This is a genomic window from Mesorhizobium sp. B2-4-19 (genome assembly GCF_006441315.1).
In the GTDB taxonomy this organism is placed as follows: domain Bacteria; phylum Pseudomonadota; class Alphaproteobacteria; order Rhizobiales; family Rhizobiaceae; genus Mesorhizobium.
Window position 1 is genome coordinate 69,058 of record NZ_VFUV01000017.1, and the last position, 24,807, is coordinate 93,864.

Annotated in this window: 30 protein-coding genes; 11 read left to right on the forward strand and 19 right to left on the reverse strand. The window is 63.9% G+C overall.

Annotation, left to right across the window (positions count from 1 at the left end; translation table 11 throughout):
* Positions 1-71: 71 nt before the first annotated feature.
* Complete coding sequence (gene leuB, locus FJ546_RS24335) at positions 72-1,175, forward strand: 3-isopropylmalate dehydrogenase (RefSeq protein ID WP_032932300.1); 1,104 nt, start codon at positions 72-74, stop codon at positions 1,173-1,175.
* Positions 1,176-1,285: 110 nt separating this feature from the next.
* Here the strand turns inward: leuB and FJ546_RS24340 are convergent, their stop codons facing one another.
* From FJ546_RS24340 to FJ546_RS24365, 6 genes are all read right to left on the reverse strand, one after another.
* Complete coding sequence (locus FJ546_RS24340; protein WP_140891643.1) at positions 1,286-1,741, reverse strand: MarR family winged helix-turn-helix transcriptional regulator; 456 nt, start codon at positions 1,739-1,741, stop codon at positions 1,286-1,288.
* Complete coding sequence (locus FJ546_RS24345; protein WP_140891644.1) at positions 1,734-2,162, reverse strand: polyketide cyclase; 429 nt, start codon at positions 2,160-2,162, stop codon at positions 1,734-1,736. Before FJ546_RS24345 ends, FJ546_RS24340 begins: the two co-directional genes overlap by 8 nt.
* A gap of 158 nt (positions 2,163-2,320) precedes the next feature.
* Entirely contained in the window at positions 2,321-2,974 is a 654-nt protein-coding gene (locus FJ546_RS24350; protein WP_140891645.1) for a DUF805 domain-containing protein, read from the reverse strand.
* Positions 2,975-3,044: 70 nt separating this feature from the next.
* Positions 3,045-3,749 (reverse strand): DUF805 domain-containing protein, encoded by a 705-nt coding sequence (locus tag FJ546_RS24355; RefSeq protein ID WP_140891646.1) that lies wholly within the window; start codon positions 3,747-3,749, stop codon positions 3,045-3,047.
* A gap of 172 nt (positions 3,750-3,921) precedes the next feature.
* Positions 3,922-5,805 carry a DEAD/DEAH box helicase gene (locus FJ546_RS24360; RefSeq protein ID WP_140891647.1) on the reverse strand — a complete coding sequence of 628 codons (1,884 nt, stop codon included), beginning with the start codon at positions 5,803-5,805 and terminating at the stop codon, positions 3,922-3,924.
* Between the two features lie 144 nt (positions 5,806-5,949).
* Entirely contained in the window at positions 5,950-6,162 is a 213-nt protein-coding gene (locus tag FJ546_RS24365; protein WP_140891648.1) for a hypothetical protein, read from the reverse strand.
* Positions 6,163-6,380: 218 nt separating this feature from the next.
* On the opposite strand from FJ546_RS24365, the gene FJ546_RS31335 reads away from it, so the two are divergent.
* The 3 genes from FJ546_RS31335 to FJ546_RS24375 all read left to right on the forward strand — a co-directional run bounded on the left by FJ546_RS31335 (position 6,381) and on the right by FJ546_RS24375 (position 8,293).
* Positions 6,381-6,533 carry a hypothetical protein gene (locus FJ546_RS31335; RefSeq protein WP_181168067.1) on the forward strand — a complete coding sequence of 51 codons (153 nt, stop codon included), beginning with the start codon at positions 6,381-6,383 and terminating at the stop codon, positions 6,531-6,533.
* A 105-nt stretch (positions 6,534-6,638) separates the two neighbouring features.
* A complete protein-coding gene (locus tag FJ546_RS24370) occupies positions 6,639-7,673 on the forward strand; it encodes an aspartate-semialdehyde dehydrogenase (protein WP_010912399.1) in 1,035 nt (344 codons plus the stop codon).
* 167 nt (positions 7,674-7,840) lie between these two features.
* Positions 7,841-8,293, forward strand: a complete 453-nt coding sequence (locus FJ546_RS24375) for a GNAT family N-acetyltransferase (RefSeq protein WP_140891649.1) — start codon at positions 7,841-7,843, stop codon at positions 8,291-8,293.
* A gap of 2 nt (positions 8,294-8,295) precedes the next feature.
* On the opposite strand, the gene FJ546_RS24380 is transcribed toward FJ546_RS24375, so the two are convergent.
* Positions 8,296-8,703 (reverse strand): ACT domain-containing protein, encoded by a 408-nt coding sequence (locus FJ546_RS24380; RefSeq protein WP_140891650.1) that lies wholly within the window; start codon positions 8,701-8,703, stop codon positions 8,296-8,298.
* A gap of 175 nt (positions 8,704-8,878) precedes the next feature.
* Between FJ546_RS24380 and FJ546_RS24385 the strand changes: the two genes are divergently transcribed.
* The 4 genes from FJ546_RS24385 (at position 8,879) to FJ546_RS24400 (ending at position 11,317) form a co-directional block, all read left to right on the forward strand.
* Positions 8,879-9,784, forward strand: a complete 906-nt coding sequence (locus tag FJ546_RS24385; protein WP_140891651.1) for a bestrophin family protein — start codon at positions 8,879-8,881, stop codon at positions 9,782-9,784.
* Between the two features lie 160 nt (positions 9,785-9,944).
* The gene (locus tag FJ546_RS24390) at positions 9,945-10,361 is read left to right on the forward strand and encodes a DoxX family protein (RefSeq protein ID WP_140891652.1); all 417 of its coding nucleotides are present in this window, start codon (positions 9,945-9,947) and stop codon (positions 10,359-10,361) included.
* A 10-nt stretch (positions 10,362-10,371) separates the two neighbouring features.
* Positions 10,372-10,923 carry an SRPBCC family protein gene (locus FJ546_RS24395; RefSeq protein WP_140891653.1) on the forward strand — a complete coding sequence of 184 codons (552 nt, stop codon included), beginning with the start codon at positions 10,372-10,374 and terminating at the stop codon, positions 10,921-10,923.
* A 130-nt stretch (positions 10,924-11,053) separates the two neighbouring features.
* The gene (locus FJ546_RS24400) at positions 11,054-11,317 is read left to right on the forward strand and encodes a YMGG-like glycine zipper-containing protein (RefSeq protein ID WP_140891714.1); all 264 of its coding nucleotides are present in this window, start codon (positions 11,054-11,056) and stop codon (positions 11,315-11,317) included.
* 95 nt (positions 11,318-11,412) lie between these two features.
* Here the strand turns inward: FJ546_RS24400 and FJ546_RS24405 are convergent, their stop codons facing one another.
* The 6 genes from FJ546_RS24405 to FJ546_RS24430 all read right to left on the reverse strand — a co-directional run bounded on the left by FJ546_RS24405 (position 11,413) and on the right by FJ546_RS24430 (position 17,141).
* Entirely contained in the window at positions 11,413-12,183 is a 771-nt protein-coding gene (locus FJ546_RS24405; protein ID WP_246686944.1) for an acyl-CoA thioester hydrolase/BAAT C-terminal domain-containing protein, read from the reverse strand.
* Between the two features lie 320 nt (positions 12,184-12,503).
* Positions 12,504-12,905 (reverse strand): 30S ribosomal protein S16, encoded by a 402-nt coding sequence (rpsP, locus tag FJ546_RS24410; RefSeq protein ID WP_010912392.1) that lies wholly within the window; start codon positions 12,903-12,905, stop codon positions 12,504-12,506.
* Positions 12,906-13,018: 113 nt separating this feature from the next.
* Positions 13,019-13,345 carry a chorismate mutase gene (locus FJ546_RS24415; protein WP_140891655.1) on the reverse strand — a complete coding sequence of 109 codons (327 nt, stop codon included), beginning with the start codon at positions 13,343-13,345 and terminating at the stop codon, positions 13,019-13,021.
* Between the two features lie 8 nt (positions 13,346-13,353).
* Complete coding sequence (gene ffh, locus FJ546_RS24420; RefSeq protein ID WP_140891656.1) at positions 13,354-14,946, reverse strand: signal recognition particle protein; 1,593 nt, start codon at positions 14,944-14,946, stop codon at positions 13,354-13,356.
* 427 nt (positions 14,947-15,373) lie between these two features.
* Positions 15,374-15,979: a DUF1236 domain-containing protein gene (locus FJ546_RS24425; RefSeq protein WP_140891657.1), complete on the reverse strand. Its 606-nt coding sequence runs from the start codon at positions 15,977-15,979 to the stop codon at positions 15,374-15,376.
* A gap of 64 nt (positions 15,980-16,043) precedes the next feature.
* Positions 16,044-17,141 (reverse strand): putative zinc-binding metallopeptidase, encoded by a 1,098-nt coding sequence (locus tag FJ546_RS24430; protein ID WP_140891658.1) that lies wholly within the window; start codon positions 17,139-17,141, stop codon positions 16,044-16,046.
* Positions 17,142-17,522: 381 nt separating this feature from the next.
* Between FJ546_RS24430 and FJ546_RS24435 the strand changes: the two genes are divergently transcribed.
* Positions 17,523-18,320 carry a lytic transglycosylase domain-containing protein gene (locus FJ546_RS24435; RefSeq protein WP_140891659.1) on the forward strand — a complete coding sequence of 266 codons (798 nt, stop codon included), beginning with the start codon at positions 17,523-17,525 and terminating at the stop codon, positions 18,318-18,320.
* A 145-nt stretch (positions 18,321-18,465) separates the two neighbouring features.
* Here the strand turns inward: FJ546_RS24435 and FJ546_RS24440 are convergent, their stop codons facing one another.
* The 3 genes from FJ546_RS24440 to FJ546_RS24450 all read right to left on the reverse strand — a co-directional run bounded on the left by FJ546_RS24440 (position 18,466) and on the right by FJ546_RS24450 (position 20,997).
* Positions 18,466-18,954 (reverse strand): hypothetical protein, encoded by a 489-nt coding sequence (locus tag FJ546_RS24440; protein WP_246686945.1) that lies wholly within the window; start codon positions 18,952-18,954, stop codon positions 18,466-18,468.
* 61 nt (positions 18,955-19,015) lie between these two features.
* Positions 19,016-19,600 carry a hypothetical protein gene (locus FJ546_RS24445; RefSeq protein WP_140891716.1) on the reverse strand — a complete coding sequence of 195 codons (585 nt, stop codon included), beginning with the start codon at positions 19,598-19,600 and terminating at the stop codon, positions 19,016-19,018.
* A gap of 173 nt (positions 19,601-19,773) precedes the next feature.
* A complete protein-coding gene (locus tag FJ546_RS24450) occupies positions 19,774-20,997 on the reverse strand; it encodes an argininosuccinate synthase (protein ID WP_140891660.1) in 1,224 nt (407 codons plus the stop codon).
* A gap of 390 nt (positions 20,998-21,387) precedes the next feature.
* Between FJ546_RS24450 and FJ546_RS24455 the strand changes: the two genes are divergently transcribed.
* Positions 21,388-22,029: a LysE family translocator gene (locus tag FJ546_RS24455; RefSeq protein WP_019862084.1), complete on the forward strand. Its 642-nt coding sequence runs from the start codon at positions 21,388-21,390 to the stop codon at positions 22,027-22,029.
* Here the strand turns inward: FJ546_RS24455 and FJ546_RS24460 are convergent.
* The 3 genes from FJ546_RS24460 to rlmN are packed head-to-tail and all read right to left on the reverse strand — an operon-like array spanning position 22,001 to position 24,158.
* Complete coding sequence (locus FJ546_RS24460) at positions 22,001-22,483, reverse strand: hypothetical protein (RefSeq protein WP_140891661.1); 483 nt, start codon at positions 22,481-22,483, stop codon at positions 22,001-22,003. The genes FJ546_RS24455 and FJ546_RS24460 overlap by 29 nt on opposite strands.
* Entirely contained in the window at positions 22,480-22,929 is a 450-nt protein-coding gene (locus FJ546_RS24465; protein ID WP_140891662.1) for a hypothetical protein, read from the reverse strand. The genes FJ546_RS24460 and FJ546_RS24465 overlap by 4 nt, the downstream gene beginning before the upstream one ends.
* Positions 22,926-24,158, reverse strand: coding sequence for a 23S rRNA (adenine(2503)-C(2))-methyltransferase RlmN (rlmN, locus tag FJ546_RS24470; protein WP_140891663.1), 1,233 nt, complete (start codon positions 24,156-24,158; stop codon positions 22,926-22,928). The genes FJ546_RS24465 and rlmN overlap by 4 nt, the downstream gene beginning before the upstream one ends.
* Positions 24,159-24,419: 261 nt before the next feature.
* Between rlmN and FJ546_RS24475 the strand changes: the two genes are divergently transcribed.
* Complete coding sequence (locus FJ546_RS24475; RefSeq protein WP_095774833.1) at positions 24,420-24,719, forward strand: hypothetical protein; 300 nt, start codon at positions 24,420-24,422, stop codon at positions 24,717-24,719.
* Positions 24,720-24,807 lie beyond the last annotated feature (88 nt).

Below are 24,807 nucleotides of genomic sequence, written 5' to 3' on the forward strand. Positions count from 1 at the left end.
CGCAGGCTTGCGCCGCAAGCGCTTGGCGTTTAGCAAGGCCGCGGTTCAAATCTTTCTGGGACGGTTTTTCCATGGCAACGAAGCATCTTTTCCTGCTCCCCGGCGACGGCATCGGCCCCGAGGCCATGGCCGAGGTCAAGAAGCTGATATCGGCCATGAACGAAAAGCTCGGCAGCGGCTTCGCCACCGATGAGGGCCTAGTCGGCGGCTGCGCCTACGACGCGCATGGCGCGGCGATCTCCGATGCCGACATGGCCAAGGCGATGGCGGCGGACGCGGTGCTGTTCGGCGCGGTCGGCGGACCGAAATGGGATGCCGTGCCTTACGAGGTGCGCCCCGAGGCCGGCCTGCTGCGGCTACGCAAGGACATGGAGCTGTTTGCCAATCTGCGCCCGGCCATCTGCTATCCGGCACTCGCCGCGTCCTCATCACTCAAGCAGGAGGTGGTCGAAGGCCTCGACATCCTCATCGTGCGCGAACTGACCGGCGGCGTCTATTTCGGCGAGCCCAAGCAGATCATCGATCTCGGCAACGGCCAGAAGCGCGGCATCGACACGCAGGTCTACGACACGTTCGAGATCGAGCGCATTTCGGGCGTCGCCTTCGAACTGGCGCGCACCCGCAAGAACCACGTGACCTCGATGGAAAAGCGCAACGTCATGAAGTCGGGCGTGCTGTGGAACGAGGTGGTCACCCAGACGCACAAGGCGCGCTACTCCGACGTCAAGCTCGATCACATGCTGGCCGATGCCGGCGGCATGCAGCTGGTGCGCTGGCCAAAACAGTTCGACGTCATCGTCACCGACAATCTGTTCGGCGATATGCTGTCCGACATCGCCGCCATGCTGACCGGCTCGATCGGCATGCTGCCGTCCGCCTCGCTCGGCGCGCCAGACGTCAAGACCAAGAAGCGCAAGGCGCTCTACGAGCCCGTGCACGGCTCGGCGCCCGACATCGCCGGCAAGGGCATCGCCAACCCGATCGCCATGATCGCTTCCTTCGCCATGTGCCTGCGCTATTCCTTCGGCATGGTCGATGAGGCCGACAGGCTGGAAGGCGCGATCGCCGCCGTGCTCGATCAGGGCCTGCGCACGAAGGACATTTTCTCGCCGGGCATGACCGAGGTCGGCACGGTCGAGATGGGCGACGCGATCATCGCCAAGTTCCTGGGTTAACCCGCTCACTCAGAGCGTTTCACCGTTTCATGGAAACGGCGAACCGCTCTAACTCTTTGTTTTGACGCAATTCCGGACGGAAAACCGCTCACACTTTTCCTGGAATTGCTCTAGCGTATTTCGCCGGCCAGCTGCTGCAGCAGGCCGACGAGCTGTGCTTCGTCCACCGGTTCGAAAAAGGCCGCGTCGGCGGTTTCCACGGCAACGATGGCGCGCTGCGCGGCGGCGGCCCCGGCCGGGGTGACGCGGATCACCTTGGCACGCGAATCCCCGGGGTCGGCTTCCCGCGCGATCAAACCCTTGGCCTCGAGCCGGGCAACGACGTCCGAGGTCATCTTCACCTCGGTGCCTGCCTGGGCGGCGAGCTGCACCTGGTTGGGCGGCTCGCCATTGCGGCCGAGCCACATGGCGGAGGCCAAGAGCACGAACTGGACATGTGTCAGGTCGAGCGGCGCCAGTGCCGCCGTCATGACGCGCTGCCAGCGCATGGTGGTTCGCCACAACAACAAGCCGGGGCTCTCCGAAGGTCCGCTGAAGCGCGTCTTCAAATCCTGTCCATCAGCCACCGTTCGCCAACTCCTTTGCCTGCTCGAACAATTTGGCCATCGACACGTCGAAATCGCCGCTGATCTGCGGGCCGAGTTCGGGTCCGACCTCGGCCGCCGAGGGGCCGGAAATTTCCAGCCGGTGCGTCACCTGCGTGCCGCCCTCGACCGGCACCAGCGTGTGCCGGAACAGCAATTTCGTGTCACCGAACGTGGTCTCGTCGGCATAGGTGACGTTATCGACGAGATCGACGATGGTCGATTCGAACGTGTCCTGCCCGACCGGCGTCACCGAGACGCGGGTGCCCTTGGCGAACGGGCCGTGCAGCACGAAAGTGTCGGACCCTTCATAGGTGAGGCGGCCCTCGTGCAACGCCTTCAGCGCGTTCCAGATGGCTGCTGCGGGAAGGGAGGAAATCGCGGTGTATTCATTGCTCCACATTGTCCTGGCTCCATTCGTCTTGCCTGATCGATCATTCAATCTGTGCACAGACTATCTGTGCACGGATTAAATTGCAAGAGGAATCTTCAGCCGTGACGAAGTTCGGCCGAACGACCGCTTTTGGGGAGTGAATTCCCCTTTTGTCGGGAAACTGGCGATTAAACTCTGACCCCCGCGGGCACCGGCCCCCAGGCGTTCTTGCCCGCCTGGGATGGCACAAGCCCGAAGACCAGCACGGCTATGCCACCGATGCCTGGGATGAAGCAGAGCAAGACAAACCAGCCGCTCTTGCCGAAGTCGTGAAGACGTCGCACGGCAAGCGCGATCCAGGGCAGGTTGAGTGCCAACGCGAAAATAAAGAAGGGCAGGAATCCGATCGCATTCCTGCTCGGAACGTCGCGGAAACCGTTGACGGCAAGATCCACGAGTATCCCGAAACCCAGCATGGCAAACACCAGGATGGTCGAGCACAGCCAGAAGGCCCAGTATTCCTTGCGGCGGGCGCGTCCGTTGAAATTGAAAAAATCCACACTGACCGTGCACAGGAAGTATGCCCACAGTCCTGTGGAACGAGTGGGCCGGGTTTCAGTGTCAAGGTCAGGCTGGCCAGGGGTCGCCGAGGGTGCGGGCGAACTCGCGGCGACGATGTTGCGCGCTGTTCCGTCGTCCGGCTGGAATTCGACAAGACGGCCTCGGACGAGGGCTGTCTCCCGGCTCAGATCCGTCCGTGTGAAAAAATAGCGCTTGCCGTCAGCGCCGTCGATGTAACCGTAGTCTTGATCCGCGTCGTAGTGAAACACCGTACCGCGCATTGCTTTCCCCCTGCATCGCCTCGCCAGCATGCTACCCAGGGTTGTTCATAAGTGCAATATGCACGCCATGCTAAACTCTGACCCCCGCCGGCACTGGCCCCCACTGGTTTTCGCGCCCCTGTGTCGGGATCAATGCAAAGACCAGGATGATCAGGCTGCCGAAGGTCGGGATCAGGATGAGCAGGCAGAGCCAGCCGGTCAGGCCGAGGTCGTGCAGGCGGCGCACGATCATGCCGAGGCTGGGCAGGAAGGTGGCCAGCAGGAACATGCCGAAAAGCCCCACCGTCATCGCCGGCACCTCGGCGTTGTCGAAATTGCCTATCTCGGCATCGGTGAAAACGCCTATGCCGACGATCACCAGGAACGCGATCGTCCAGAACAGGCAATAGCCCCAATATTCCTTGCGCCGGGCGCGGCCGGCGAAATTGAAGTAGTTCCGGGTCACACCGCCCCAGAAATAGGACCAGAGATCGGTGGGCTCTGAAGGCTCGGCCGTCCGGCCGAAATGCTGTGCCGGCGCTGCGGCGGCCGCGGGTAAGGGACTGGCCTGAGCCGGTGCGGGGTTTATGCCGGCGGCCGGGCTTGCGGCCTGGGTGGCGATCGAGAAAACGTCACGCGCCTGGCCGCCGCCCGGCTGGAACTCGACCGCCGTGCCCTTGGGCATCGCGGTTTGCCGGCGAAGGTTCTCGCGGGTGAATGTGTAGCGGTTGCCGTCGGCTCCGGTAATGAAGCCGAAACCCTGGTCCTCGTCATAGTGAAGCACTTCGCCACGCATCACCCACCCCCCTTGTCGCCGCGTCCCCGCCAAGATGTGGCACAGGGCCGATCCCTCGGGCAAGACCGTGCGGCATGGCTACCATATTAGCGGCAGATCGAGCATAAGGCTTGACGTGCAGCCGTCTTCGCCAAGGCAGACCAAAGAAAGCGCGTCCCGGCGTTCGCAGGGGTCACGAAGGCCGCTTCTTCGGCTTCTTGTGCTTCGGCGGGCCGGCATTGTCGAATTTCGGCTTGCCCGGCTTTTTCGCCCACGGCTTTGCCTCATGCGCGGCTGCCGGGCGCTGGTCGACCGAGGCCGGTCCGCGCTTCTCGAATTTGCGCTTCGGCGCGTTCGGGTCGAATGGCGCCTTGCCGCGATGCGGCTTCTTGTCGGGGCTGGGCGGCTGATAGCCGGCCCGCGACAGGTCCGGCGTGCCGTCGAGCCGCTTGACCACGATGTTGCCCTGCAGTTTGCGGTCGGGCCCGATGGCGGCGAGAAAACGGTCGGCCCAGTCCGCGGCGATCTGCACGAAGGTTTCTTCCGGCTGCATCTTGATGGCGCCGATCTCGCGCTTCGAGATGCTGCCGGTGCGGCACAGCATCGGGATCAGCCAGCGCGGCTCGGCATTCTGCCTGCGTCCGACCGACAGCGAGAACCAGACGCTGGCGCCGAAATCGTCACGGCGGCTCGGCGCCTCGTCGCGCTGCGCGAAATTTTCGCCGGCCGGTCTTTCGCGCGCCAGTCTTTCACGCGAAGGCGTGAACGGCGCGACGTCCATGAGATCCTCGGGCGCCGAGCGGCTGGCGCGGCACTGGCGCACGAAAGCGGCCGCCACTTGTTCGGCGCCATGCTTGGCGAGAAGCGCGTCGATGAAAGCGCGCTCGTCGTCCTTCACCGGCTCGTCGAAGGCGGCGTCGGCGAGGATGCGCTCGTCGTCGCGGCGGATGACATCGTCGGCGGAGGGCGGGCTCGCCCAGGTTGCCTTGAGGCCGGCGTTCTGCAGCAGCCGCTCGGTGCGCCTGCGGGCGCTGCCCGGCACGATCAGTGCGCTGACGCCCTTGCGCCCGGCGCGGCCGGTGCGGCCGCTGCGGTGCAGCAGCGTTTCGGGATTGGTCGGCAGGTCGGCGTGGATGACCAGTTCGAGGTTGGGCAGGTCGATGCCGCGCGCCGCGACGTCGGTGGCGATGCAGACTTTTGCGCGGCCGTCGCGCATCGCCTGCAGCGCATGGCTGCGCTCGTTCTGGCTGAGCTCGCCCGAAAGCGCCACGACCGAAAAATTGCGGTTGTTGAAGCGTGCGGTCAGATGATTGACGGCGGCGCGCGTGTTGCAGAACACCAGTGCGTTCTTCGCCTCATAGAAACGCAGCACGTTGATGATGGCGTTCTCGCGGTCGGCCTGGGCGACATTGAGCGCCCGGTATTCGATGTCGAGATGCTGCTTTTCCTCGCCGGCGGCGGAGATGCGCACGGCATCGCGCTGATAGCCTTGCGCCAGCGTGGCGATGGAGCGTGGCACGGTGGCCGAGAACATCAGCGTGCGGCGCTCGGCCGGCGCTGCATCGAGGATGAATTCGAGGTCCTCGCGAAAACCGAGATCGAGCATCTCGTCGGCCTCGTCGAGCACCACCGCCTTCAGACCCGACATGTCGAGCGAGTTGCGGGTGATGTGGTCGCGCAGGCGGCCGGGCGTGCCGACGACGATGTGGGCGCCGCGCTCCAGCGCGCGCCGCTCGGTGCGCATGTCCATGCCGCCGACGCAGGACGCCACCGTGGCGCCGGTCGGCTCGTAAAGCCATTCGAGTTCCCGCGTCACCTGCAGCGCCAGCTCGCGCGTCGGCGCCACCGCCAATGCCAGCGGCGCCGTGGCCGGGCTAAAACGCTCGGCGCCGTCGAGGAGCGTCGGCGCCATGGCAAGGCCGAAGGCCACGGTCTTGCCGGAGCCGGTCTGCGCCGACACCAGCGCATCGGCCTGGCCGAGTTCCAGCACCGCCTTCTGCACCGGCGTCAGTTCGGAATAGCCGCGTTTTTCCAGCGCCTGTGCCAGCGCCGGGACAATACCTTCAAAGTTGGACATCTCGCTCTTTCGGAATTCGGATTCTTTTATGCCCAGTAACGGGTCATCTGTCGGCGAGCGCTACCTGGCAGCGCCACGAGCCGAACGATCGTGTCGTTCGTACTTCGCGTCGCTTCCAATGTACAGGGCGCGCCCGGCAATGGGTTAGTTTGAAATCTGGCTTTCGGTTTTTGTGGCCGGGCGCTTGAAGCAGATCGGATCACCTTTTTGCATAGGAAGGCACTCCCACTCCGGACCAAAGCCATAGTTCGGCTTTTGCGATAGCCCAGGATGGAATACCCAAACATAGAAAATGCTGCCCAAAAGAGCCGCGATAATGAAGATGCCGGCAATATCCCCACGATTGGGCCAATTCATGGTGCCCCAAGGCTCCGGTGTGACCGTATTCTTCTATATCAGTTTTGTAAGGCAGTGCGTCAGGTCTTCTCAATTCGCTCGCTTCGAACGGCGTTGCCATGTCCCCGATTCCCTATCTCGCTTGTAAGCCGGCCGCCATCAGACTGCCACACAGGGCGCATCGCGATTGACTCTTGACGCAAACCGCGTAAAAGCCGGCTCCGAACAGGACAGTTTCGATGCGCGGCCTTCTGATGGCTCTTCTTGCATTCGATGCCCCCAGCCTCAATGCGAACCATTGGGCCGGGCGCGTCGGCGCGTCCCCTCGTTCCAGCAAAACCCCATTCTTGGCCAAAAAAACCGGCAAAAAAACCACCACCAAAACGGTGTGATTCCCTTGGCCTAACCACCCTCTCCCGGGTTCGGCCCGGGGGACGGAACCCGCATTGGCCGGCGGGTTTTCTCCAAAACCAAGCGGAGAGGGACAGGAGATCTTTATGAGTTTCAAGGTTGCAGTCGTCGGTGCCACGGGCAATGTGGGCCGGGAAATGCTCAACATACTGGAAGAGCGCGGCTTTCCGGTAAGCGAAGTGGTGGCGCTGGCGTCGCGGCGCAGCCAGGGCACGGAAGTGTCGTTCGGGGACCGCACGCTGAAGGTCAAGGCGCTCGACCAGTATGATTTTTCCGACACCGACATCTGCGTCATGTCGGCCGGCGGCAATGTCTCCAAGGAATGGTCGCCGAAGATCGGCAAGCAGGGTTGCGTCGTCATCGATAATTCGTCGGCCTTCCGCTATGACCAGGACGTGCCGCTGATCGTGCCGGAAGTGAATCCGGACGCGATCTCGCTGTTCACGCGCAAGAACATCATCGCCAACCCGAACTGCTCGACCGCGCAGCTGGTCGTGGCGCTGAAGCCGTTGCACGATTTCGCCACCATCAAGCGCGTCGTCGTTGCCACCTACCAGTCGGTATCGGGCGCCGGCAAGGAAGGCATGGACGAGCTTTTCACCCAGACCCGTGCGGTGTTCGTCGCCGACCAGGTCGACGTCAAGAAGTTCACCAAGCGCATCGCCTTCAACGTCATTCCGCATATCGACGTCTTCCTCGACGACGGCTTCACCAAGGAAGAGTGGAAGATGGTCGCCGAGACCAAGAAGATGCTCGACCCCAAGATCAAGCTGACGGCGACCTGCGTGCGCGTGCCGGTGTTCATCGGCCATTCGGAAGCGGTCAACATCGAGTTCGAGAAGCCGATCACCGCCGACGAGGCGCGCGACATCCTGCGCGACGCGCCGGGCTGCCAGGTCTTGGACAAGCGCGAGGACGGCGGCTACATCACGCCGCTGGAATCGGCCGGCGAGGACGCCACCTTCATCTCGCGCATCCGCGAGGATTCGACCGTCGACAACGGCCTGTCGATGTGGGTTGTCTCCGACAATCTGCGCAAGGGCGCCGCACTCAATGCGGTGCAGATTGCCGAGCTCCTGGTCGAGCGCGGCCTGATCCAGCCGAAGAAGAAGGCGGCCTGACGGCGGTTCTTTTTTCGCTCACGGGCCGCACCGCCGCTTGCGCGGCTGGCGCTGCGCGGGCGCGCCGGACGACCGGCGGCCCGCTGTCGCGGGCTTATGGCACCCTTTCCTTCTCCACAAGGTGAGAAGGGAAAGCGCGCACCTGCCCCTCAGATTGAGCTTACTTTATGGACGGTGCTCGGCCTGTCACTCTGCGTCCGGCCGCCGGCTCAGATGCCGCTGCCATCGCCGGGCTCATGCGGGCGGCGCTCAACGCCTTCGACTGGATGCCGGTCATCCATACGCCGGCCGAGGACCTCGCCTTCCTCCACGACCTCGTGCTGCCACGGCAGCAGGTGACGGTCGCCGAAGCCGGCAGCGAGATTGTCGGCTTCATTGCCGTCAGTGGCGATTGGGTGGAGCAGCTCTACCTCGACCCGGCCTGGACGGGGCAAGGCATAGGCAGCCGGCTGCTGATCGACGCGACCGCTGCTTTGCCGGTCGTGAAACTCCATTGCTTCCAGGCCAACACCGGCGCCCGGCGCTTCCATGAGCGCCATGGGTTCCGCGCGGAAGCGTTCGGCGACGGCACCACCAACGAGGAAGGCCTGCCGGATATTCTGTACGTCCGCAGGCGTTGATTTCAGCCGGCGCTGTCCTTGGCCAGCCGATGAAGCAGCCCGAGCGCCTCCTCCGCCCGCTCCGCCGGCACGAACAGGTGATCATGGTAGAACGCCGAGACCGGATTGATGCCCATGCCGGCGGCGGCGAGCCGCGTGGTGATGGCGGCGAGGAAGCCGACGGCTTCCAGCGATGAGTGGATGTTCAGCGTGATCATCCGGCAGCGGAACGAGGCGCTCAGCCCGGCTGCCTTCGCCGCGTCCTCGGTCACGATCAGCGTCGTGCCCTCGCGCTCGCGAAACACCATCACCGGGTCGAGGCCATCGGGTTGGGAAATGCCCGGCGCCAGCGTGGCGAAGACATGGATGCCGTCGAGCAATTCGGGCGTCATCGACGCCAACAATGTCTTCAGATCGGTCTCGCCGGTCATTTCTCTCGCCTGAACGGGAACGGGCAACAGACTTCTCAATATCCGCAACCGGCACATGCCGATAGTCCGCGCACCGCGCACGACATCGCGATGTCGCTGGCGGCCGGGCTTGCGGATCCCTCGCATCGCACAATAGAGGAGCTCAGGGCCGATGCCGGTCCGTGAAAGGCCGTCCATGATCGTTCGCCCGCGCCCCAACTTCCTGCAGCTGTTCTTCATCATGCGCGGCTCCGTGGTGCCGCGCATCCTGCCGCAGATCTTCGGCTTCGCCGTCTATTCGGCGGTCATCCTGGCCCTGGCGCGATGGTTCGAACTCGATCTCGGCGTCTTCAACATCACGCCCTTCGGGCTGGTGGGCGTGACGCTGTCCATCTATCTGTCGTTCCGCAACAACGCCGCCTATGATCGCTGGTGGGAAGCGCGCAAGCTGTGGGGCACGCTGGTCTTCGAGATCCGCAATCTGGCGCGCGCCACGACCAGCCTCATTCCCGATCCGGCCGAACAGCGCGCCTTGCTGATGGAGGCGCTGGCCTTCTGCCATTTCCTGCGCGGCCAGTTGCGCAAGACCGACAGCATCAACGACGCCCGCGCCTTCATCGACGCCGAGGCGGAGGCGGTCGCGAATTTCGCCAATCCGGCCGACGAGATGGTCCGGCGCATGGGCCGGCGCGCCAATGCGCAGCGCCGGGCGGGCGACGTCGATCCGATCGGCTTCCGCATTCTCGATGAAAGGCTGGCGTCGATCACCGCCATCCAGGCCGGCTGCGAGCGGATCGCCGGCACGCCCTTGCCCTTCGCCTATACGCTGCTGGTGCATCGCACGGCCTATATCGTCTGCCTGCTTTTGCCGATCGGGCTGATCTCGACCACCGGCTGGGCGACGCCGCTGTTCACGGCGCTGATCGCCTACACCTTCTTCGGCCTCGATGCGCTTTCGGAGGAGCTCGAGGACCCGTTCGGCACCGAAGCCAACGACCTCGCGCTGGACGGCCTGTGCCGCGTCTGCGAAATCTCGGTGTTCGAGGCGCTGGGCGAGACGCCGCCCAAGATGCTGCCGGCGGAAAAGTTCTATTTTTCGTAGCAGTACAGAACCGCGATCGGTTGACGGGACAGAGGATCGCCACGGAAGGCCTTCGTTGTACCGGCGCCAAAAAGAATCCGACCGTGTCGGATCGCCGCCTCATGCCGCGTCCTTGGTTCGACCCTGGCAAAAAAGGGCTCGAAACTCAGGAGGAAACACCATGAGCATTTCCGAAGCCGCGCCCGTTTCGCCGGGCGCCCTGTGGACCGGCCGCGCACTCAGCGGCGTCATTGTGCTGTTCATGATCTTCGACGGCGTCATCAAATTGCCGCCGCTTGACATCGTCGCCCAGGCGATGGTGCCGCTCGGCTGGCCGGCCGACGCCAATGTCGCGCGCCTGCTCGGCGTCATCGGCCTGATCGCGACCGCGCTCTACGCGCTGCCGCGCACCTCGGTGCTCGGCGCCATCCTGCTCACCGCCTATATGGGCGGCGCCATCGCCACCAATGCGCGGATCGGCAATCCGCTGTTCTCGCACACGCTGTTCGGCGTCTATCTCGGCCTCATCCTGTGGGGCGGCCTGTACCTGCGCGACCCCAGGGTGCGCGCACTGATCCCGTTCAACAAGCAAACCTGAGGAGACCAAGATGCTTGCCATTATCATCATCATCGTCCTCGTCATTATCCTCGCGGTGCTTATCTATGCGGCCACGCGGCCGAACGACTTCGTCGTCAGCCGCTCGACCAGCATCAAGGCGCCGGCCGAAGCGATCTTCCCGCTGATCAATGATTTCAAGCATTGGCCGGAGTGGTCGCCCTTCGAAAAGCTCGACCCGCGGATGAAGCGCACGCTTTCCGGCGCCGAAAGCGGCAAGGGTGCGGTCTATGCCTGGGAAGGCAATTCCAAGGCCGGCGCCGGCCGCATGGAGATCGTCAATTCGGTGCCGTCCTCGCTGGTCGCGCTGAAGCTCGATTTCGAGAGGCCGTTCCGGGCCAACAACAGCGTCGATTTTTCGCTTAGGCCATCGGGCGACGCCACAACCGTCACCTGGGCGATGCGCGGCGCAAGACCGTTCATCGCCAAGCTGATGGGCCTATTCATGGACTTCGACAAGCTGATCGGCAAGGATTTCGAGGCCGGCCTGGCCAATCTGAAGCAGGCAACGGAGCAACAAAGGCTAACAATTTCAAAACCTTGATCGCAAGTGCCGAAACCGTCGTCGACGCTAAGCCGGCCAATCTTCACTCTCCCAGGGATCAAATCAGCCGCCCGCGAGTTAACCAAATAGCGGCGAGGACGGCGATCCGCGTGAGAGAGAGGATTTCATGATGACGAAGGCGATTACCATTCTGATGTTGGCGATGGCGCTGGGCGCGTGCTCGCAAACGGAAAAGGGCGCGGCCGTGGGCGGATTGGGCGGCGCGGCTGTCGGTGCCGCGGTGGCGAGCAATCCTGTCCAGGGTGCCGTGGTCGGCGGCGCCGTCGGCGCCGTGGCGGGCGCCCTGATCGGCCGGGCCAGCGAACCGGGCCGCTGCCGCTACCGCGACAGCAACGGCCACGTCTATGTCGATCGCTGCCCGAGCGGCTATTGATGGTGAAATCCAAGGAGCAAGGCGCAGTACGGCGGGCATAAGCCCGCCGTGCTCATGTGGCGATTTGCCCGAAACAGGCCTTGCCGCGGGCCGCGCTACAGCAGGTCCCGGATATGGCCCCAGGCTTCCCGGCCGAGCTCCGCATCGGCGCGGTCATTGCCTCCATGAGCATGCGATGTCGATCGTGGGGTGTTTTCACCAGGCAGCAGAATTCGGTGGCCGGCGTCGGGCGCCGAAACGAGGCGTGTGACATTGCCGGCATCCTTTCGACGCCGAACGATCGCCTCTGCGAAATCCAGGGAAGGCCACAGCGCGTCATCGCCACCCGCGACCAGCACGATGTCGGCCGAAGCCGCCTCGACGGGGATGGCGGCCCTGCTCGCTTCATCCCTGAACGTTCTCAGGCAGTGCTCGAAAAGGCCCCTGTAGGACACGAGGCCGTCGACGTAGCTTGCGCTCCAGTTGGGGTCGGCTGGAACAAACGGGCAAGCGCGCCCTTTCAGCGTCCATGACGATCGCTCGGGCCAGCTGATGCCGTCGCGGCCCGGCCCGATATTGCCCCACACCACCGATGTCGGGCTGATCGCGGCCACGGCGTCGATACGCGGGTCGTGCGCCGCCGCAAGCAAGGCCGCCTCGGCGCCTTTGGACGTGCCGACATAGACGATGCGCCGGTAGCCCAGCCCGACAAGATGGCCTGTCGCGGCGAAAAAAATCTCCAGGGGGATTTCGCATATGCCGGGAACCTGGTCTTCGCCGCCGAACCACTGGAGCGCCAGGGCGGACGCGCCCTCGCCGGCAAAAAGCCGTGCGCGGGCGACGTCGACACGGCCGCTGGATCCGCTCAGCACCACGACGCCCGTCATGGCGTCGGCGCATCGCAGCAGCGTTCCGGCAACGCGGCCGGACAGGATTTCTTCCGTGACAGGCCGTTCGCCCATCCGTTCCATCCGCCCGATGTATTGCTGCACAATAGCAAAACGGCGGGCACGGCCCGCCGTCAGACTGCTGACAAACCTCCGCACGTCTCGAAATCACCCAAGATTCACGGAACGTCTCAGATTCAGATCGCGAACAAACCGGAATCAAAACCCCTCGATTTTGATTGCTGTCAAAAACCGAGGGGTTTGTAATCAATCTGACGGCGGGCACGGCCCGCCGTTTTGTCGATGCGATGAAGCGATCTTTATTCGGCGGTGGCGGCTTCCGCCTCGGCGGGTGCCGCGGCAGCGGCCGCAACGGCGGCGGCAGCGTCTTCCTGCGCCTTCTTCAGCAAAGCGGCGCGTTCCTGCGCCTTCTTGCCCGGCTCGGCCTTCTTCGGGTTGGAGCGGGCGTCGCGCTTGGCAAGGCCGGCCTCGTCGAGGAAGCGCAGCACGCGGTCGGTCGGCTGGGCGCCGTGCGACAGCCAGTGCTTGACGCGGTCGGCGTCGACCTTGACGCGCTCGCCGTCCTTCGGCAGCAGCGGGTTCCACGAGCCGAGCGACTCGATGAACCGGCCGTCGCGCGGCGAACGGGCGTCGGCGACGACGACGTGGTAGTAAGGACGCTTCTTCGAGCCCGCGCGGGCCAGTCTGATTTTCAGTGCCATTTCTTTATCTCCTAAAAGCTCTGATTTCGTTTGATTGCGTTGAGGCTGGGTCTTTTTGTTCGTGCATGTCGTTACCCCAAAACCGCTGAGCACTTTTGGGCGGCATGTACCGGTCAGCCGGTTTTCGTCACGCCGTTGGCAGCGGCGATCTGTTCGTGGTGGCGGATCACTTCGCGGACGACGAAGTTGAGGAATTTCTCCGCGAAATCGGGGTCGAGATGCGCGTCATCGGCCAGCTGGCGCAGACGCGCGATCTGCTGCTGCTCGCGCGCCGGGTCGGCCGGCGGCAGGCCATGTTTGGCCTTCAGCACGCCGACCGCCTTGGTGCAGCGGAAGCGCTCGGCCAGCATGTGGATGAGGGCGGCGTCGATGTTGTCGATCGATGCGCGATAGCCGGCCAGGATGGTGCGGGCGTCGGCCATGTCCTTTTCTTCGTTCATCCGTATTCTCACTTCTTCTTGCCAAGGCCCGGCAGTCCGCCGCCGCCGAGGCCGGGAAGCCCCGGAAGTTTCATGCCGCCGGGCAGGCCTGGCAGGCCGCCGCCGGGAAGTCCGCCGGGCAGGCCCTTCATGCCGCCGAGGCCGGCGGCCTGCGCCTGCTTCTGCAAGGCTTCGAGCTGCTTGGGGTCCATCTTGGAGAGATCGGGCATGCCGCCGGGCATCATGCCGCCCCCCAAACCACCAAGCCCCATCTTGGAGGCAAGGCCGCCCATCATGCCGCGCATCAGGCCGCCGCCTTTGCCCTTGCCGCCCATCGCCTTCATCATGTCGGCCATGCCGCGATGCATCTTCAACAGCTTGTTGATCTCGGCGGCGTCGGTGCCGGAGCCGACGGCGATGCGCTTCTTGCGCGAATGCTTGAGAATATCGGGATTGGCGCGCTCGGCCTTGGTCATCGAGGAGATAATGGCGAGCTGGCGGCCGAACATCCTGTCGTCGAGGCCGGCGGCGGCCATCTGATCCTTCATCTTGCCCATGCCGGGCATCATGCCCATGATGCCGCCCATGCCGCCCATCTTCGACATCTGCTGAAGCTGCTGGGCGAGGTCGTTCAGGTCGAACTTGCCCGACTGCATCTTCTTGGCCATCGCCGCCGCCTGCTCGGCGTCGATATTCTCGGCGGCCTTTTCGACCAGGCTGACGATGTCGCCCATGCCGAGGATGCGGTCGGCGATGCGCTTGGGGTGGAACTCCTCCAGCCCGTCCATCTTTTCGCCGGTGCCGATCAGCTTGATCGGCTTGCCGGTGACGGCGCGCATCGAAAGCGCGGCACCGCCGCGGCCATCGCCGTCCATGCGGGTCAGCACAAGGCCGGTGATGCCGACGCGCTCGTCGAAGCTTTTCGCCAGGTTGACGGCGTCCTGGCCGGTCAGCGAATCGGCGACCAGCAGGATCTCGTGCGGGCTCGACACCTTCTTGATGTCGGCCATCTCGATCATCAGCGGCTCGTCGATATGGGTGCGGCCGGCGGTGTCGAGGATGACCACGTCATGGCCACCGAGCCTGGCCGCCTGCACGGCGCGCCTGGCGATGTCGACGGGGTTCTGGCCAGCAATGATCGGCAGCGTCGCGACCTTGGTCTGCTCGCCGAGCTGGCGCAGCTGCTCCTGCGCGGCGGGCCGCCGCGTGTCGAGCGAGGCCATCAGAACCTTCTTGTTCTGGCGCTCGGTCAGCCGCTTGGCGATCTTGGCCGAAGTGGTCGTCTTGCCGGAGCCCTGCAGGCCGACCATCATGATGACGACGGGGGCCGGCGCATTGAGGTCGATGGCGACGCCCTCGGCGCCCAGCATGTCAACCAGCTCGTCATGGACGATCTTGACGACCATCTGGCCGGGCTTGATCGACTTCAGCACTGCGGCGCCGACAGCCTTCTCGCGCACCTTGTCGGTGAAGGAGCGCACCACTTCGAGCGCCACGTCGGCCTCGAGCAGCGCACGGCGCACCTCGCGCAGCGCCGCCGAGACATCAGCCTCGGAAAGCGCGCCGCGGCCGGTCAGGCCGTTCAGGATGGAGCCAAGACGCTCCTGCAGCGATTCAAACATCTTGCGTCCTTCGATCTCGGTTCATTCGAACCGAGAGGTAATGCGTTCGCGCCAACTGTCCAAGCAAAAGCAAAGCCCAAAACCAAAAAGCACCCGGGGGCGCATTGCGCTGCCGGGTGTTGGCCTCCAGGATCTCTTTACAGCACCAACCTCAAAGAGGCTTCGGCGTCCTGGTCGGCTTGCTCGGAGGGATACTCGTCGCGGAATTCGAGGCGTGTAGACAGGAAATCGGCGGCGGAGTCAAGACAAGGGTCGGGTCGCGCTGTTGCTAGCGTCGCAATCAAGCGGCGCTCTTGGCGGAACCTCGGCGCCGCCCCCTCATCTGCCCGCCGGCATCTTCGCCCCTATAGTGACGGAAAGAAGGACGCCTTCGCAAAGGGGGGCGCTTCCCAATACAGGCAACCTGTTGCCGCGACCGCGACTGCCGTCAACGCACCACGTACATGATGCGCCGCGTCTGCGGATCGATCAGCGCCGGCTGACCGTTCACATAGACATAGCGGTAGTTGTAGTCGGGAATCTCGCGCAGCGCGACCGTGTCGGGCAGGGTCGCGCCGGTCACCACCTCGCCGTCGAGATAGACGGGGTCGAGCCGATGCGTGGCGACATAGGTGCGGACCTCGGCCGGAGGCGGGGGAAAGGCGTCCTCGGCCGGCTCGCCGGCGACAATCGCCCCGGTATAGTCGGTCGAATAATTGCCGATGTCTTCCGGCGGCGAGACGATTGCCACGCTGGAGCCGTGCGGGCGCTGCGTCAGGATCACTCGGCTGCCGCCGAAATCGGCTGTCACATAGTCGGAATAGACCCAGCCCTGGCCGCCGGCTTCGGCGATGGTGCACCATTTGCTGTTTTCGATGCAGCCATTGAGCGTCGCCGACTGGCCGGCGGCGAGCACGCCGATGACCGGATATTGCGGCCCGGGGCCGGCGCGCACGTTGAGATCGGTGACGGCCGAGACGGCGGTGTCGGCGAAGGCGGCGCCCGGCATCACGGTCATCATCCCGGCGATTGCGGGCAACAAGACGGATTTCATGGTTTCACTCCGTTTTCATGGTCCCTCGGCGGTGAAAACGGGGCAGCGGCGCATGCGTTCCGGACTAAAACGCCCGCGCCAACTCACGATTTGTTCCCGCGTCTTTCGGCAGGCCGGTCAAAAGCTCGTGAACGAAGGCCAGTTTTCGCGCCGTCACGTCCGAAATGACGAAGGGATAGAGGTCGGGCAGGCCCATGCAGCGGTTGATCGAATTGGAGGCTTCCGACAGCACCAGCCAGCGGGCAAGGATCTTTTCGAACGGCTCGGGGGCGTTGGCAGGTTCCGAAGGGGCCGCCTGCGGTTCGCCGCCGGTGTCGCCTCGCGGCAAATCATTGGCTTCCACCGTCTCCAGCCGGCCGAGCGGGAAGTTCAGCGCGTGGACCATCTCCAGCGTGTCGGTGATGTGCAGATGGTGGGCCCAGGTCTCGGCCCAGTCCTCCCAGGGATGCGAGGTGGCGTAGGCCGAGATGTGGTTTTGCTGCCAGTCGGGCGCGGCACCGCTGGCGTAGTAGGTCTTCAGCGCCTGTTCGTAGTCGGCGCGATCGTCGCCGAACAAAGCGCGGAAAGCGTCCAGCCTTTGCGGATCGTCGCGGATCAGGCGGTCCCAGTAATAGTGGCCGAGCTCGTGGCGGAAATGGCCGAGCAGCGTCCGGTAATTCTCACCCATCTCGACGCGACGCTTCTCGCGCTCGGCTGAATCGGCCTCGGCGACGTTGAGCGTGACCAAGCCATTGTCATGGCCGGTCAGGATGCGTTCGCCGCCCGGCCCGCCGCCGATCGGATCGGCGAGGAAGTCGAAGGCGAGACCCACCTCGTCCGCAGGCGCCTGTTTTGGCGCCACCGGCAGGCCGAAGGCGAGCAGCGAATAGATGGCGCGCTTCTTGGCCGCCTCGACCCGGATCCAGCGTCGGCGGTTGCCGTCGACGGAGAGATCGGGGATCAGCTGGTTCAGCCCGCAGGCGCGGCAAAACCCATGTCCCGGTTCGGCCATCCAGTTGCAGGCGCATTCATCGGCATTGGTGCACTGGAAGATGCCGTCGGCGCCCGACAGGGCGAAGCGGGCATGCTCGGGATCGTAGAGCACGAGGCTGGAGCAGTTCAGGCATTGCGCGTTCTCGAAATAGAGACGGTGGCCGCAATGCGGGCAGTCGAAGAGTTTCATGTCGGCCTCAAAACCTCAGAGCCAGCGGGCGGCAGGTGCCCAACGCCTAGCGCCGGCCGGCGTTCCTCCTGTGTCGATGCTATTTCGCCGCATGCGGCCCATGGCACGCAGGGTCCTGGCCGTGGCAAGCCCCGCCGCGCCGTCGCCGATGATCACGCCGCCTATGCCGAAAGGCACACCGAAATGCCGGGCGCTGGCACAGGCACGGCCGCCGATGCGACATCAACGTCTTCCATGGTTATTTCGACCCCGCCACAATAATCACTTGATCGTAGGCAAATTCCCCGGCATTCGCCAGCATCGTGCCGCGGACGGTGACAAATGCACGTTTCGCTGGCAAATTCGCAGATGGGACGTGAATCAGGCAACCAGGAGAACAACATGGCATTTCTTGCCAAGGGTAGGATTTTAGCGGCCGCGGTGGTGGCTGTGCTTGGGCTGGCGACGGGCGCACATGCGGCGGCCAGCTGTGGCAGCACCGGTGCGGGCTTCGACGCCTGGAAGCCGGACTTCGCCGCACAGGCCAAGGCCGAAGGCGTGGGCGCCAAGGGTCTGGCCGCTTTGGCTGGCGCCACTTACGCGACAAAGACAATTTCCGTCGACCGCGGTATCCACAAGGCGTTCAGCGGCTCGGTGGATGCCTTCATGAAGCGCCGTGGCGGCGAGGCGATCATTTCCAAGGGCCGTTCGCTGAAAAAGTCGAACGCGGCGCTGTTCAGCCAGATCGAGAGCAATTACGGCGTGTCGCCCGGTGTGTTGCTGGCCATCTGGGGCATGGAGACCGGCTTCGGTTCGTCCATGGGCAACCAGAATACGGTCTCGGCCATTTTGACGCTTGCCTATGATTGCCGCCGCCCGGAATTCTTCCACCCGCATGCCATTGCGGCGCTGAAGCTGGTCGATCGCGGCGCGTTGAGCGCCTCTTCGGTCGGCGCCGCGCATGGCGAGATCGGCCATACGCAGTTCCTGCCCGGGAATGTCCTGAAATATGGCGTGGGCAGCGGCAACCTGCGCGACAAGGCCACCGCACTGGCTTCCACCGCCAACTTCCTCAAGGCCCATGGCTGGCGGCGGGGCGCGAGCGCGGCGGACAATGTCGGCGCCATTGCCGGCTGGAACGACGCCAACGTTTACCAGCAGGCGATCGTGCGCATCGCCACGGCGATCGACGGCGACTGATTGAAGTCCAACTCTTCGTTTTGAGGCAATTCCGGACGGAAAACCGCTTCACACTTTTCCTGAAGGTGCTCTGTTCGACGAAAGCCCGGCCATGCGCCGGGCTTCTGTGTTGATGAACGAGATATCCGGCTGCCGAACCCGGTTCCTATTTCACATCAAGCACGTAGGAGCAGCCGGCCAGCGTCTTGCCGGGATGGGAAGCGACGGTCGAGACGTTGAGCGTGATGCGCGTGGAAAGGCTCACGCCGCCGGTATCGTCGATGCTTTCGGCCACCACCTTCTCGCCCAGGAATTTATCCGGCGACGAGACCATTGCCGGGACGTCGAGCTGCCGGGCGAGGTCAGGCGCGGCAGTGCCGTCAAGCACCGCCATCGGCCCTGACGCGGTAAAGACGATCGTTCCCGTCTCGCGGCCGAAGACATGGGCCGGGACGGGCAGTTGATACTGCCGCAGGAAGGCATTGCCTGACGGCACCTCTTTCCAGCCGAGCGTGCTGGCCGCGCCGGGATCACCGGCCAGCCAGAGGGCATAGCCAGTATAAGCGGATACATCGGCCCTGCATTCGATCAGCGCGGCGAGGTCGAGCGCGGCGGGGTCATAATCGTCGGCTTTGGCAACAGCCAAACTCGCCAGGACAGCCAAGGCGGACAGGAAACCGATTCCAAGAGTCGCCGAGCGCCTGGGCACATCACCCTCAATAATGCGCGTAGCCGCTCGCCGGGCATCTTTGGGAAGCGGGAACCTGAAAAGTGCCGTCAATGCCGCTGCAGTTGCGGAATCTGGGGTTCTGCGGTACTGGGGTAACCGTCCTTCGCTTGCCCTCGATGACCGTCGGAACTCCGGAACCCTGCGCGTAACCGCTCAGCGGGCATTGCTGGGAAACGGGAATCTGGAACGGGCCGTCAAAACTTTTGCAGGTACGGAACTTGGAGTTCCGCGGCGCCTGAGCTTGCGTGGTCGCAGCCGCCTTTGTCTTGCCCTTGAGGACCATCCAGATCTCGGTAGGCTGGTCGAGCTGCAGCCTGTTTATGTCGGAATAGCCGATGCGGCCGCTGCGTATCCCCTCGGCAATGCGCTGGCAAAACAAAGCGGGCATGCGCTCCTGCGAGACGCCCATGAACAAAGCCATGTCATGCTTGAACGTAAGGTCCGATGTGCGGGCGGAGGCGATACATTCGTTCATATCCACCTTCGGGTCACGCTTAGCGCCTGCCAGTGAGGACTGGCACACCGACAAGACGACGACCGCGCCAAGCAGAAGAGAAATGCTATTTTTCACTGTCAGAACCCCAAAACCCGTAAATGAACTTAAATGAAGCCGCCAAAAGGTCAAACAGGAACCGACTAAAGGCGGCTTCATTTTGCCTATATTAGCGGTAGCAAATAAAAACCCGGCGTCTCCGCCGGGTTTCCTAGACGTGGATTGGCAAAGCGTCAGGCTGCTGTCTGGACTCAGCCGTTGCGGTTGCGCGCGGCAAGCGTGCGCAGCCTCAGCGCATTGAGGCGGATGAAGCCGGCGGCATCCTTCTGGTCGTAGGCGCCGCGGTCATCCTCGAAGGTGACCAGCGCGTCCGAATAGAGCGTCTTCTTCGACTTGCGGCCGGTGACCATGACGTTGCCCTTGTAGAGCTTCAGCCGCACCGTGCCTTCGACGTCTTGCTGGCTCTTGTCGATCATCGCCTGCAGCATCAGGCGTTCGGGCGAGAACCAGAAGCCGTTGTAGATGAGCTCGGCATATCGCGGCATGAACTCGTCCTTGAGGTGCGCGGCACCGCGGTCGAGCGTGATCGATTCGATGGCGCGGTGGGCCACGATCAGGATAGCGCCGCCGGGGGTCTCGTAGACGCCGCGCGATTTCATGCCGACGAAGCGGTTCTCGACCAGGTCGAGCCGGCCGATGCCGTTGTCGCGGCCAAGATCGTTGAGGGCGGCCAGCATGGTCGCCGGCGACAGCTTCTTGCCGTTGAGCGCGATCGGATCGCCCTTCAGGAATTCAATCTCGATCTCGGTGACCTTGTCCGGCGCGTCCATCGGCGAGACGGTGCGCTGGTGGACGAATTCCGGCGGCTCGCTCCAGGGATCTTCCAGCACCTTGCCCTCGGACGAGGAGTGCAGCAGGTTGGCGTCGACCGAGAACGGCGCTTCGCCCCTTTTGTCCTTGGCCACCGGGATCTGGTGCTGCTCGGCGAAGTTGATCAGGTCGGTGCGCGACTTGAACGACCAGTCGCGCCACGGCGCGATGACCTTGATGTCGGGGTTCAGCGCATAGGCCGACAGCTCGAAACGCACCTGGTCGTTGCCCTTGCCGGTGGCGCCATGCGCGATCGCATCGGCGCCGGTTTCCCTGGCGATCTCGACGAGGTGCTTGGAGATCAGCGGCCGCGCGATCGAGGTGCCGAGCAGATAGGTGCCTTCGTAGACGGTGTTGGCGCGGAACATCGGGAAGACGAAATCGGCGACGAATTCCTCGCGCACATCGACGATGCGGATGTCCTTGATGCCCATCATCTCGGCCTTCTTGCGTGCCGGCTCCAGCTCGCCGCCCTGGCCGAGATCGGCGGTGAAGGTGACGACTTCGGCACCGAGTTCGGTCTGCAGCCATTTCAGGATGATGGATGTGTCGAGGCCGCCGGAATAGGCGAGCACGACTTTCTTGACGTCTTTGGTCTTGGACATTTCTGCTCCGTCGGTGGCGGACGCCTGGGCAAGGGCGTCACGCATTGTCGGAGCGCCTTTTAGCAGGAACGGCAAAGCGAGCAAGCAGGCGCGGCGCCAGACTGCTGATCCAGCGCGCGGCGAGGGCATGGGACCGCCTCAGGCTTTTCGCCAGCGCGGTCCTCAGTTCGCAACCAAGCCCTGGGAAAACAACCTGCTACAATCATGGGTTGCATTTATGCCCCGGATTTAGGCAAGGTGCCTGTGAGGATGCGGGTAGCCACCGGCTGACGCTCGCCGCTGCGAGCGGGAACTGTAATTGCGGAAAGCGATTGCCATGCTGGATCAACGCATTATCTGGCACCGGCTCGGCGCATGCTGTATAGGCCTATGCGTTTCCTGGGGCCCGCCATGTCCTTCATTCCCGACACCGCCACGCTGATCCAGTTCGCCATCGCCACCGTGATCCTGGCGATCACGCCCGGGCCTGACATGACCCTGTTCGTCTCGCGCACGCTGAGCCAGGGGCGCGCCACCGGCTTTGCCTCGATGGCCGGCGCGCTGTGCGGCACGCTGATCCACACCACGCTGGTGGTGGTCGGTGTCTCGGCGCTGATCGTCGCCTCGCCGATGGCCTTTTTCGTGCTGAAGATCTTTGGCGCCGGCTATCTCGTCTTCCTGGCCTGGCAGGCCATCGCCAAGGGCTCGGCCTTTTCGCCGGAGAAGAAGACGGGTCCGCAGATCTCGCTGCTGCGCAGCTGGGCGGCGGGCCTCGGCGTCAATTTGCTCAACCCGAAGATCATCCTGTTCTTCATGACCTTCCTGCCGCAGTTCGTGTCCGCGCATGATCCGAACGCGCCGGGAAAGCTGTTCTTCCTGGGCTCGATGTTCATCGTGCTGTCGATCCCGGTGACGGCGCCGATGGTGCTGGCGGCGGAGAAGTTTTCCGCGGCGATGAAGGCCAGCCCGCGCGTCACGCGGGTCGTCGACTATCTCTTCGCCGGCGTGTTCTCGGCCTTCGCGCTCAAGATCCTGACGGCCCAGGCAAAGTAGGCGCGTTCGCCTCTTTCCACCAGCTTCCGGCCCAGCGCCCGGCGCTCAGCCAGTAGAAGATACCGCCGACCATGCCGCCGCCGATCACCGCCATGATGGCGCTGGTGTCGGTTATCGCGAAGGTGGACTCTTGGGCGCGGTCGACCAGGCCGAGGAAGACGGCCGCCACCACCGCGCCCGCCAGCGCATAGTACAGCCAGTCGCGCCGGCCGAGGATTTCGGCAAGCAGGATGACGATCGCCGCCGGCAGGAAAGCGAAATAGGCGACGAACAGAGCGACGAAGGGGATCGAGAAATACAGCGATGCTGTCGCCGTCGGGTGCGTGTGGTCAGGCGTATAGCCGAGCGAGGCCAGGAACAGGACGTTGAGGAAGGCGCTCGCCGCCAGCGAGGCGACGGCATAGCCGAGCAGGATCATGGCAAAGCGCACGAGATAGGCGACGAGACGGGTCATCCGGGATTTCGCTGCCTGAGACGGCCGGACTCGCGCCCGGCCAACAGCCAGTAGACCGAACCGGCGGCGGTGCCGGCCGTGGCCAGGAAGCCGAGAAAGCCCGGATTGAACACAAAGCCTCCGGCCCAGCCCGGGACAAGGACGCCAAAGGCGATGGAGGTGATCGCGCCCGTGACGGCGAAATAGAACCATCCCCGCAGCGAAAACCATTCGGCGACCAGGATCGCGGGACCGACGATCAGCAGCGCGCAGACCGCCACGGTCAGCACGGCGAGCGGGAAGGACCCCAGCCAGTCGAAGGTGAAGACCAGCGACCAGTTGCCATATTCGATCCCTTCCAGCAGCGTGATCAGCAGCACCGGCACCAGGATCGAGGTCAACACGCCGGCGATGTAACCGACGGCTATGATGGCGATACGTTTGAGCCCGGCGACGAGACGGCTCACGCCTCCCCGTGCCCCGCGATCATCATGGCTTCCAGCGCCAGCCGGTCCACTTTTCGCATGCGCTCGGATTCCGATTTCAGCTGGCCGCAGGCGGCGAGGATGTCGCGGCCGCGCGGCGTGCGGATCGGCGAGGCATAGCCGGCATTGTTGATGTAGTCGGCGAATTTCTCGATCGTCTCCCAGTCCGAGCACTGGTAGTTGGTGCCCGGCCACGGGTTGAACGGGATCAGATTGATCTTGGCCGGAATGCCCTTGAGCAGCTTGATCAGGCCCTTGGCATCCTCGATGGAATCGTTGACGTCCTTCAGCATCACATATTCGAAGGTGATGCGCCTGGCGTTCGACAGGCCGGGATAGGCGCGGCAGGCGGCGATCAGTTCCTTCAGCGGATACTTCTTGTTGATCGGCACCAGGAGGTCGCGCAGATCGTCATTGGTGGCATGCAGCGAGATCGCCAGCATGACGCCGATCTCCTCGCCGGTGCGGAAGATTTCCGGCACGACGCCGGAGGTCGACAGCGTGATGCGGCGCTTCGACAGGGAAAGCCCGTCGCCGTCGGACGCGATCAGCAGCGCCTTCTTCACAGCCTCGAAATTGTAGAGCGGCTCGCCCATGCCCATCATGACGATGTTGGACACTTTGCGGCCCTCGGCCGGCACGATGGCGCCGTCCGGCGTGTCGCGGTCGGGGAAGTCGCCGAGCCGGTCGCGCGCGGTGAGCAGTTGGGCGAGAATCTCTTCCGCCGTCAAATTGCGCACCAGCTTCTGCGTGCCGGTGTGGCAGAACGAGCAGGTCAGCGTGCAGCCGACCTGCGAGGAGATGCAAAGCGTGCCGCGGCCTTCCTCGGGAATATAGACGGTCTCGATCTCGACCGGCCGGCCGGCGCCGCGCGCCGGAAAGCGGAACAGCCATTTGCGGGTGCCGTCGGAAGAGATCTGCTCCTCGACGATCTCGGGACGCGCGACGGTGAAATGCTTGTCGAGCTCGGCGCGCAGGTCCTTGGAGATGTTGAACATGCCGGCGAAGTCGGAGACGCCGCGCACATACATCCAGTGCCAGAGCTGCTGGGCGCGCATCTTTGCCTGGCGCTCCGGCACGATGCCGGACGCGACGAGCGCCTCTGCGAGCTCGGCGCGCGTCAGGCCGATCAGCGACGGCTTCTCGGGCGCGGCGCGGGCGCGCAACGCGTCACGGGCACCTTCAGTGGTGAGGTCGAAGGAAAGGGTCATGGTTGCACAGATATAAGCGTTTTGCGGCCGATTTCATTCATCGTGCCGGAACTGAAGCGCGGCGCATAGCACAGGTTGAGCGCGGAGTCATGCGGGGGAAACACAACCGCTGGCCGACAGCCCGCTACGACGATCCGCAGCCTTGCCGATGTTCCCGCCGCAAAGGAGCCGATCACATGGTCGTGTTCGCGTAACGATTCCCATCGCGCCTGCGAAGTCTGAATGGGGCAACTATGCCTCTACAAAATGGGAGTATGCAGAATGAACTCTATCAAGTTCGCCGTCATTGCCGGCCTCGTCGGCCTTTCCGCCTCGCAGGCATTTGCCGAAGACGCGATGGGCACGATGACCATGATGAAGGGTGGAGAAGTGATGGCGATCATGCCGGACGGGCATATGGGCACCATGATGCCGGATGCAAAGATGGGCGCCGAGATGATGAAGATGGCAAAGCCGATCAAGCACTGCATGATGATGATGACCGACGCCAAGGGCAAAGCCTACATGATCGATACGTCGACCAAGAAGGCTCAGGCCGAATGTGAAAAAATGGCCATGTGAGCCAGCCCGGATCCCGCCGGTGTACGCCGGCGGGATCCGACGCGTAGATCAGCCCTACAGGCTTGATCGGCTCCGTGGGTGTGCTAGG

Bases quoted from the DNA above. Each gene is read 5' to 3' on its own strand.
- FJ546_RS24385 (WP_140891651.1), top strand. From the start codon at position 8,879: ATGATCGTTCGCCCGCGCCCCAACTTCCTGCAGCTGTTCTTCATCATG.
- FJ546_RS24435 (WP_140891659.1), top strand. From the start codon at position 17,523: ATGGCATTTCTTGCCAAGGGTAGGATTTTAGCGGCCGCGGTGGTGGCT.
- rlmN (WP_140891663.1), bottom strand. From the start codon at position 24,158: ATGACCCTTTCCTTCGACCTCACCACTGAAGGTGCCCGTGACGCGTTG.
- FJ546_RS24390 (WP_140891652.1), top strand. From the start codon at position 9,945: ATGAGCATTTCCGAAGCCGCGCCCGTTTCGCCGGGCGCCCTGTGGACC.
- FJ546_RS24375 (WP_140891649.1), top strand. From the start codon at position 7,841: ATGGACGGTGCTCGGCCTGTCACTCTGCGTCCGGCCGCCGGCTCAGAT.
- ffh (WP_140891656.1), bottom strand. From the start codon at position 14,946: ATGTTTGAATCGCTGCAGGAGCGTCTTGGCTCCATCCTGAACGGCCTG.
- leuB (WP_032932300.1), top strand. From the start codon at position 72: ATGGCAACGAAGCATCTTTTCCTGCTCCCCGGCGACGGCATCGGCCCC.
- rpsP (WP_010912392.1), bottom strand. From the start codon at position 12,905: ATGGCACTGAAAATCAGACTGGCCCGCGCGGGCTCGAAGAAGCGTCCT.
- FJ546_RS24415 (WP_140891655.1), bottom strand. From the start codon at position 13,345: ATGAACGAAGAAAAGGACATGGCCGACGCCCGCACCATCCTGGCCGGC.
- FJ546_RS24475 (WP_095774833.1), top strand. From the start codon at position 24,420: ATGAACTCTATCAAGTTCGCCGTCATTGCCGGCCTCGTCGGCCTTTCC.
- FJ546_RS24345 (WP_140891644.1), bottom strand. From the start codon at position 2,162: ATGTGGAGCAATGAATACACCGCGATTTCCTCCCTTCCCGCAGCAGCC.
- FJ546_RS31335 (WP_181168067.1), top strand. From the start codon at position 6,381: ATGCGCGGCCTTCTGATGGCTCTTCTTGCATTCGATGCCCCCAGCCTC.
- FJ546_RS24370 (WP_010912399.1), top strand. From the start codon at position 6,639: ATGAGTTTCAAGGTTGCAGTCGTCGGTGCCACGGGCAATGTGGGCCGG.
- FJ546_RS24450 (WP_140891660.1), bottom strand. From the start codon at position 20,997: ATGTCCAAGACCAAAGACGTCAAGAAAGTCGTGCTCGCCTATTCCGGC.
- FJ546_RS24405 (WP_246686944.1), bottom strand. From the start codon at position 12,183: ATGACGGGCGTCGTGGTGCTGAGCGGATCCAGCGGCCGTGTCGACGTC.
- FJ546_RS24395 (WP_140891653.1), top strand. From the start codon at position 10,372: ATGCTTGCCATTATCATCATCATCGTCCTCGTCATTATCCTCGCGGTG.
- FJ546_RS24360 (WP_140891647.1), bottom strand. From the start codon at position 5,805: ATGTCCAACTTTGAAGGTATTGTCCCGGCGCTGGCACAGGCGCTGGAA.
- FJ546_RS24365 (WP_140891648.1), bottom strand. From the start codon at position 6,162: ATGAATTGGCCCAATCGTGGGGATATTGCCGGCATCTTCATTATCGCG.
- FJ546_RS24430 (WP_140891658.1), bottom strand. From the start codon at position 17,141: ATGAAACTCTTCGACTGCCCGCATTGCGGCCACCGTCTCTATTTCGAG.
- FJ546_RS24460 (WP_140891661.1), bottom strand. From the start codon at position 22,483: ATGACCCGTCTCGTCGCCTATCTCGTGCGCTTTGCCATGATCCTGCTC.
- FJ546_RS24425 (WP_140891657.1), bottom strand. From the start codon at position 15,979: ATGAAATCCGTCTTGTTGCCCGCAATCGCCGGGATGATGACCGTGATG.
- FJ546_RS24355 (WP_140891646.1), bottom strand. From the start codon at position 3,749: ATGCGTGGCGAAGTGCTTCACTATGACGAGGACCAGGGTTTCGGCTTC.
- FJ546_RS24455 (WP_019862084.1), top strand. From the start codon at position 21,388: ATGTCCTTCATTCCCGACACCGCCACGCTGATCCAGTTCGCCATCGCC.
- FJ546_RS24350 (WP_140891645.1), bottom strand. From the start codon at position 2,974: ATGCGCGGTACGGTGTTTCACTACGACGCGGATCAAGACTACGGTTAC.
- FJ546_RS24400 (WP_140891714.1), top strand. From the start codon at position 11,054: ATGACGAAGGCGATTACCATTCTGATGTTGGCGATGGCGCTGGGCGCG.
- FJ546_RS24380 (WP_140891650.1), bottom strand. From the start codon at position 8,703: ATGACCGGCGAGACCGATCTGAAGACATTGTTGGCGTCGATGACGCCC.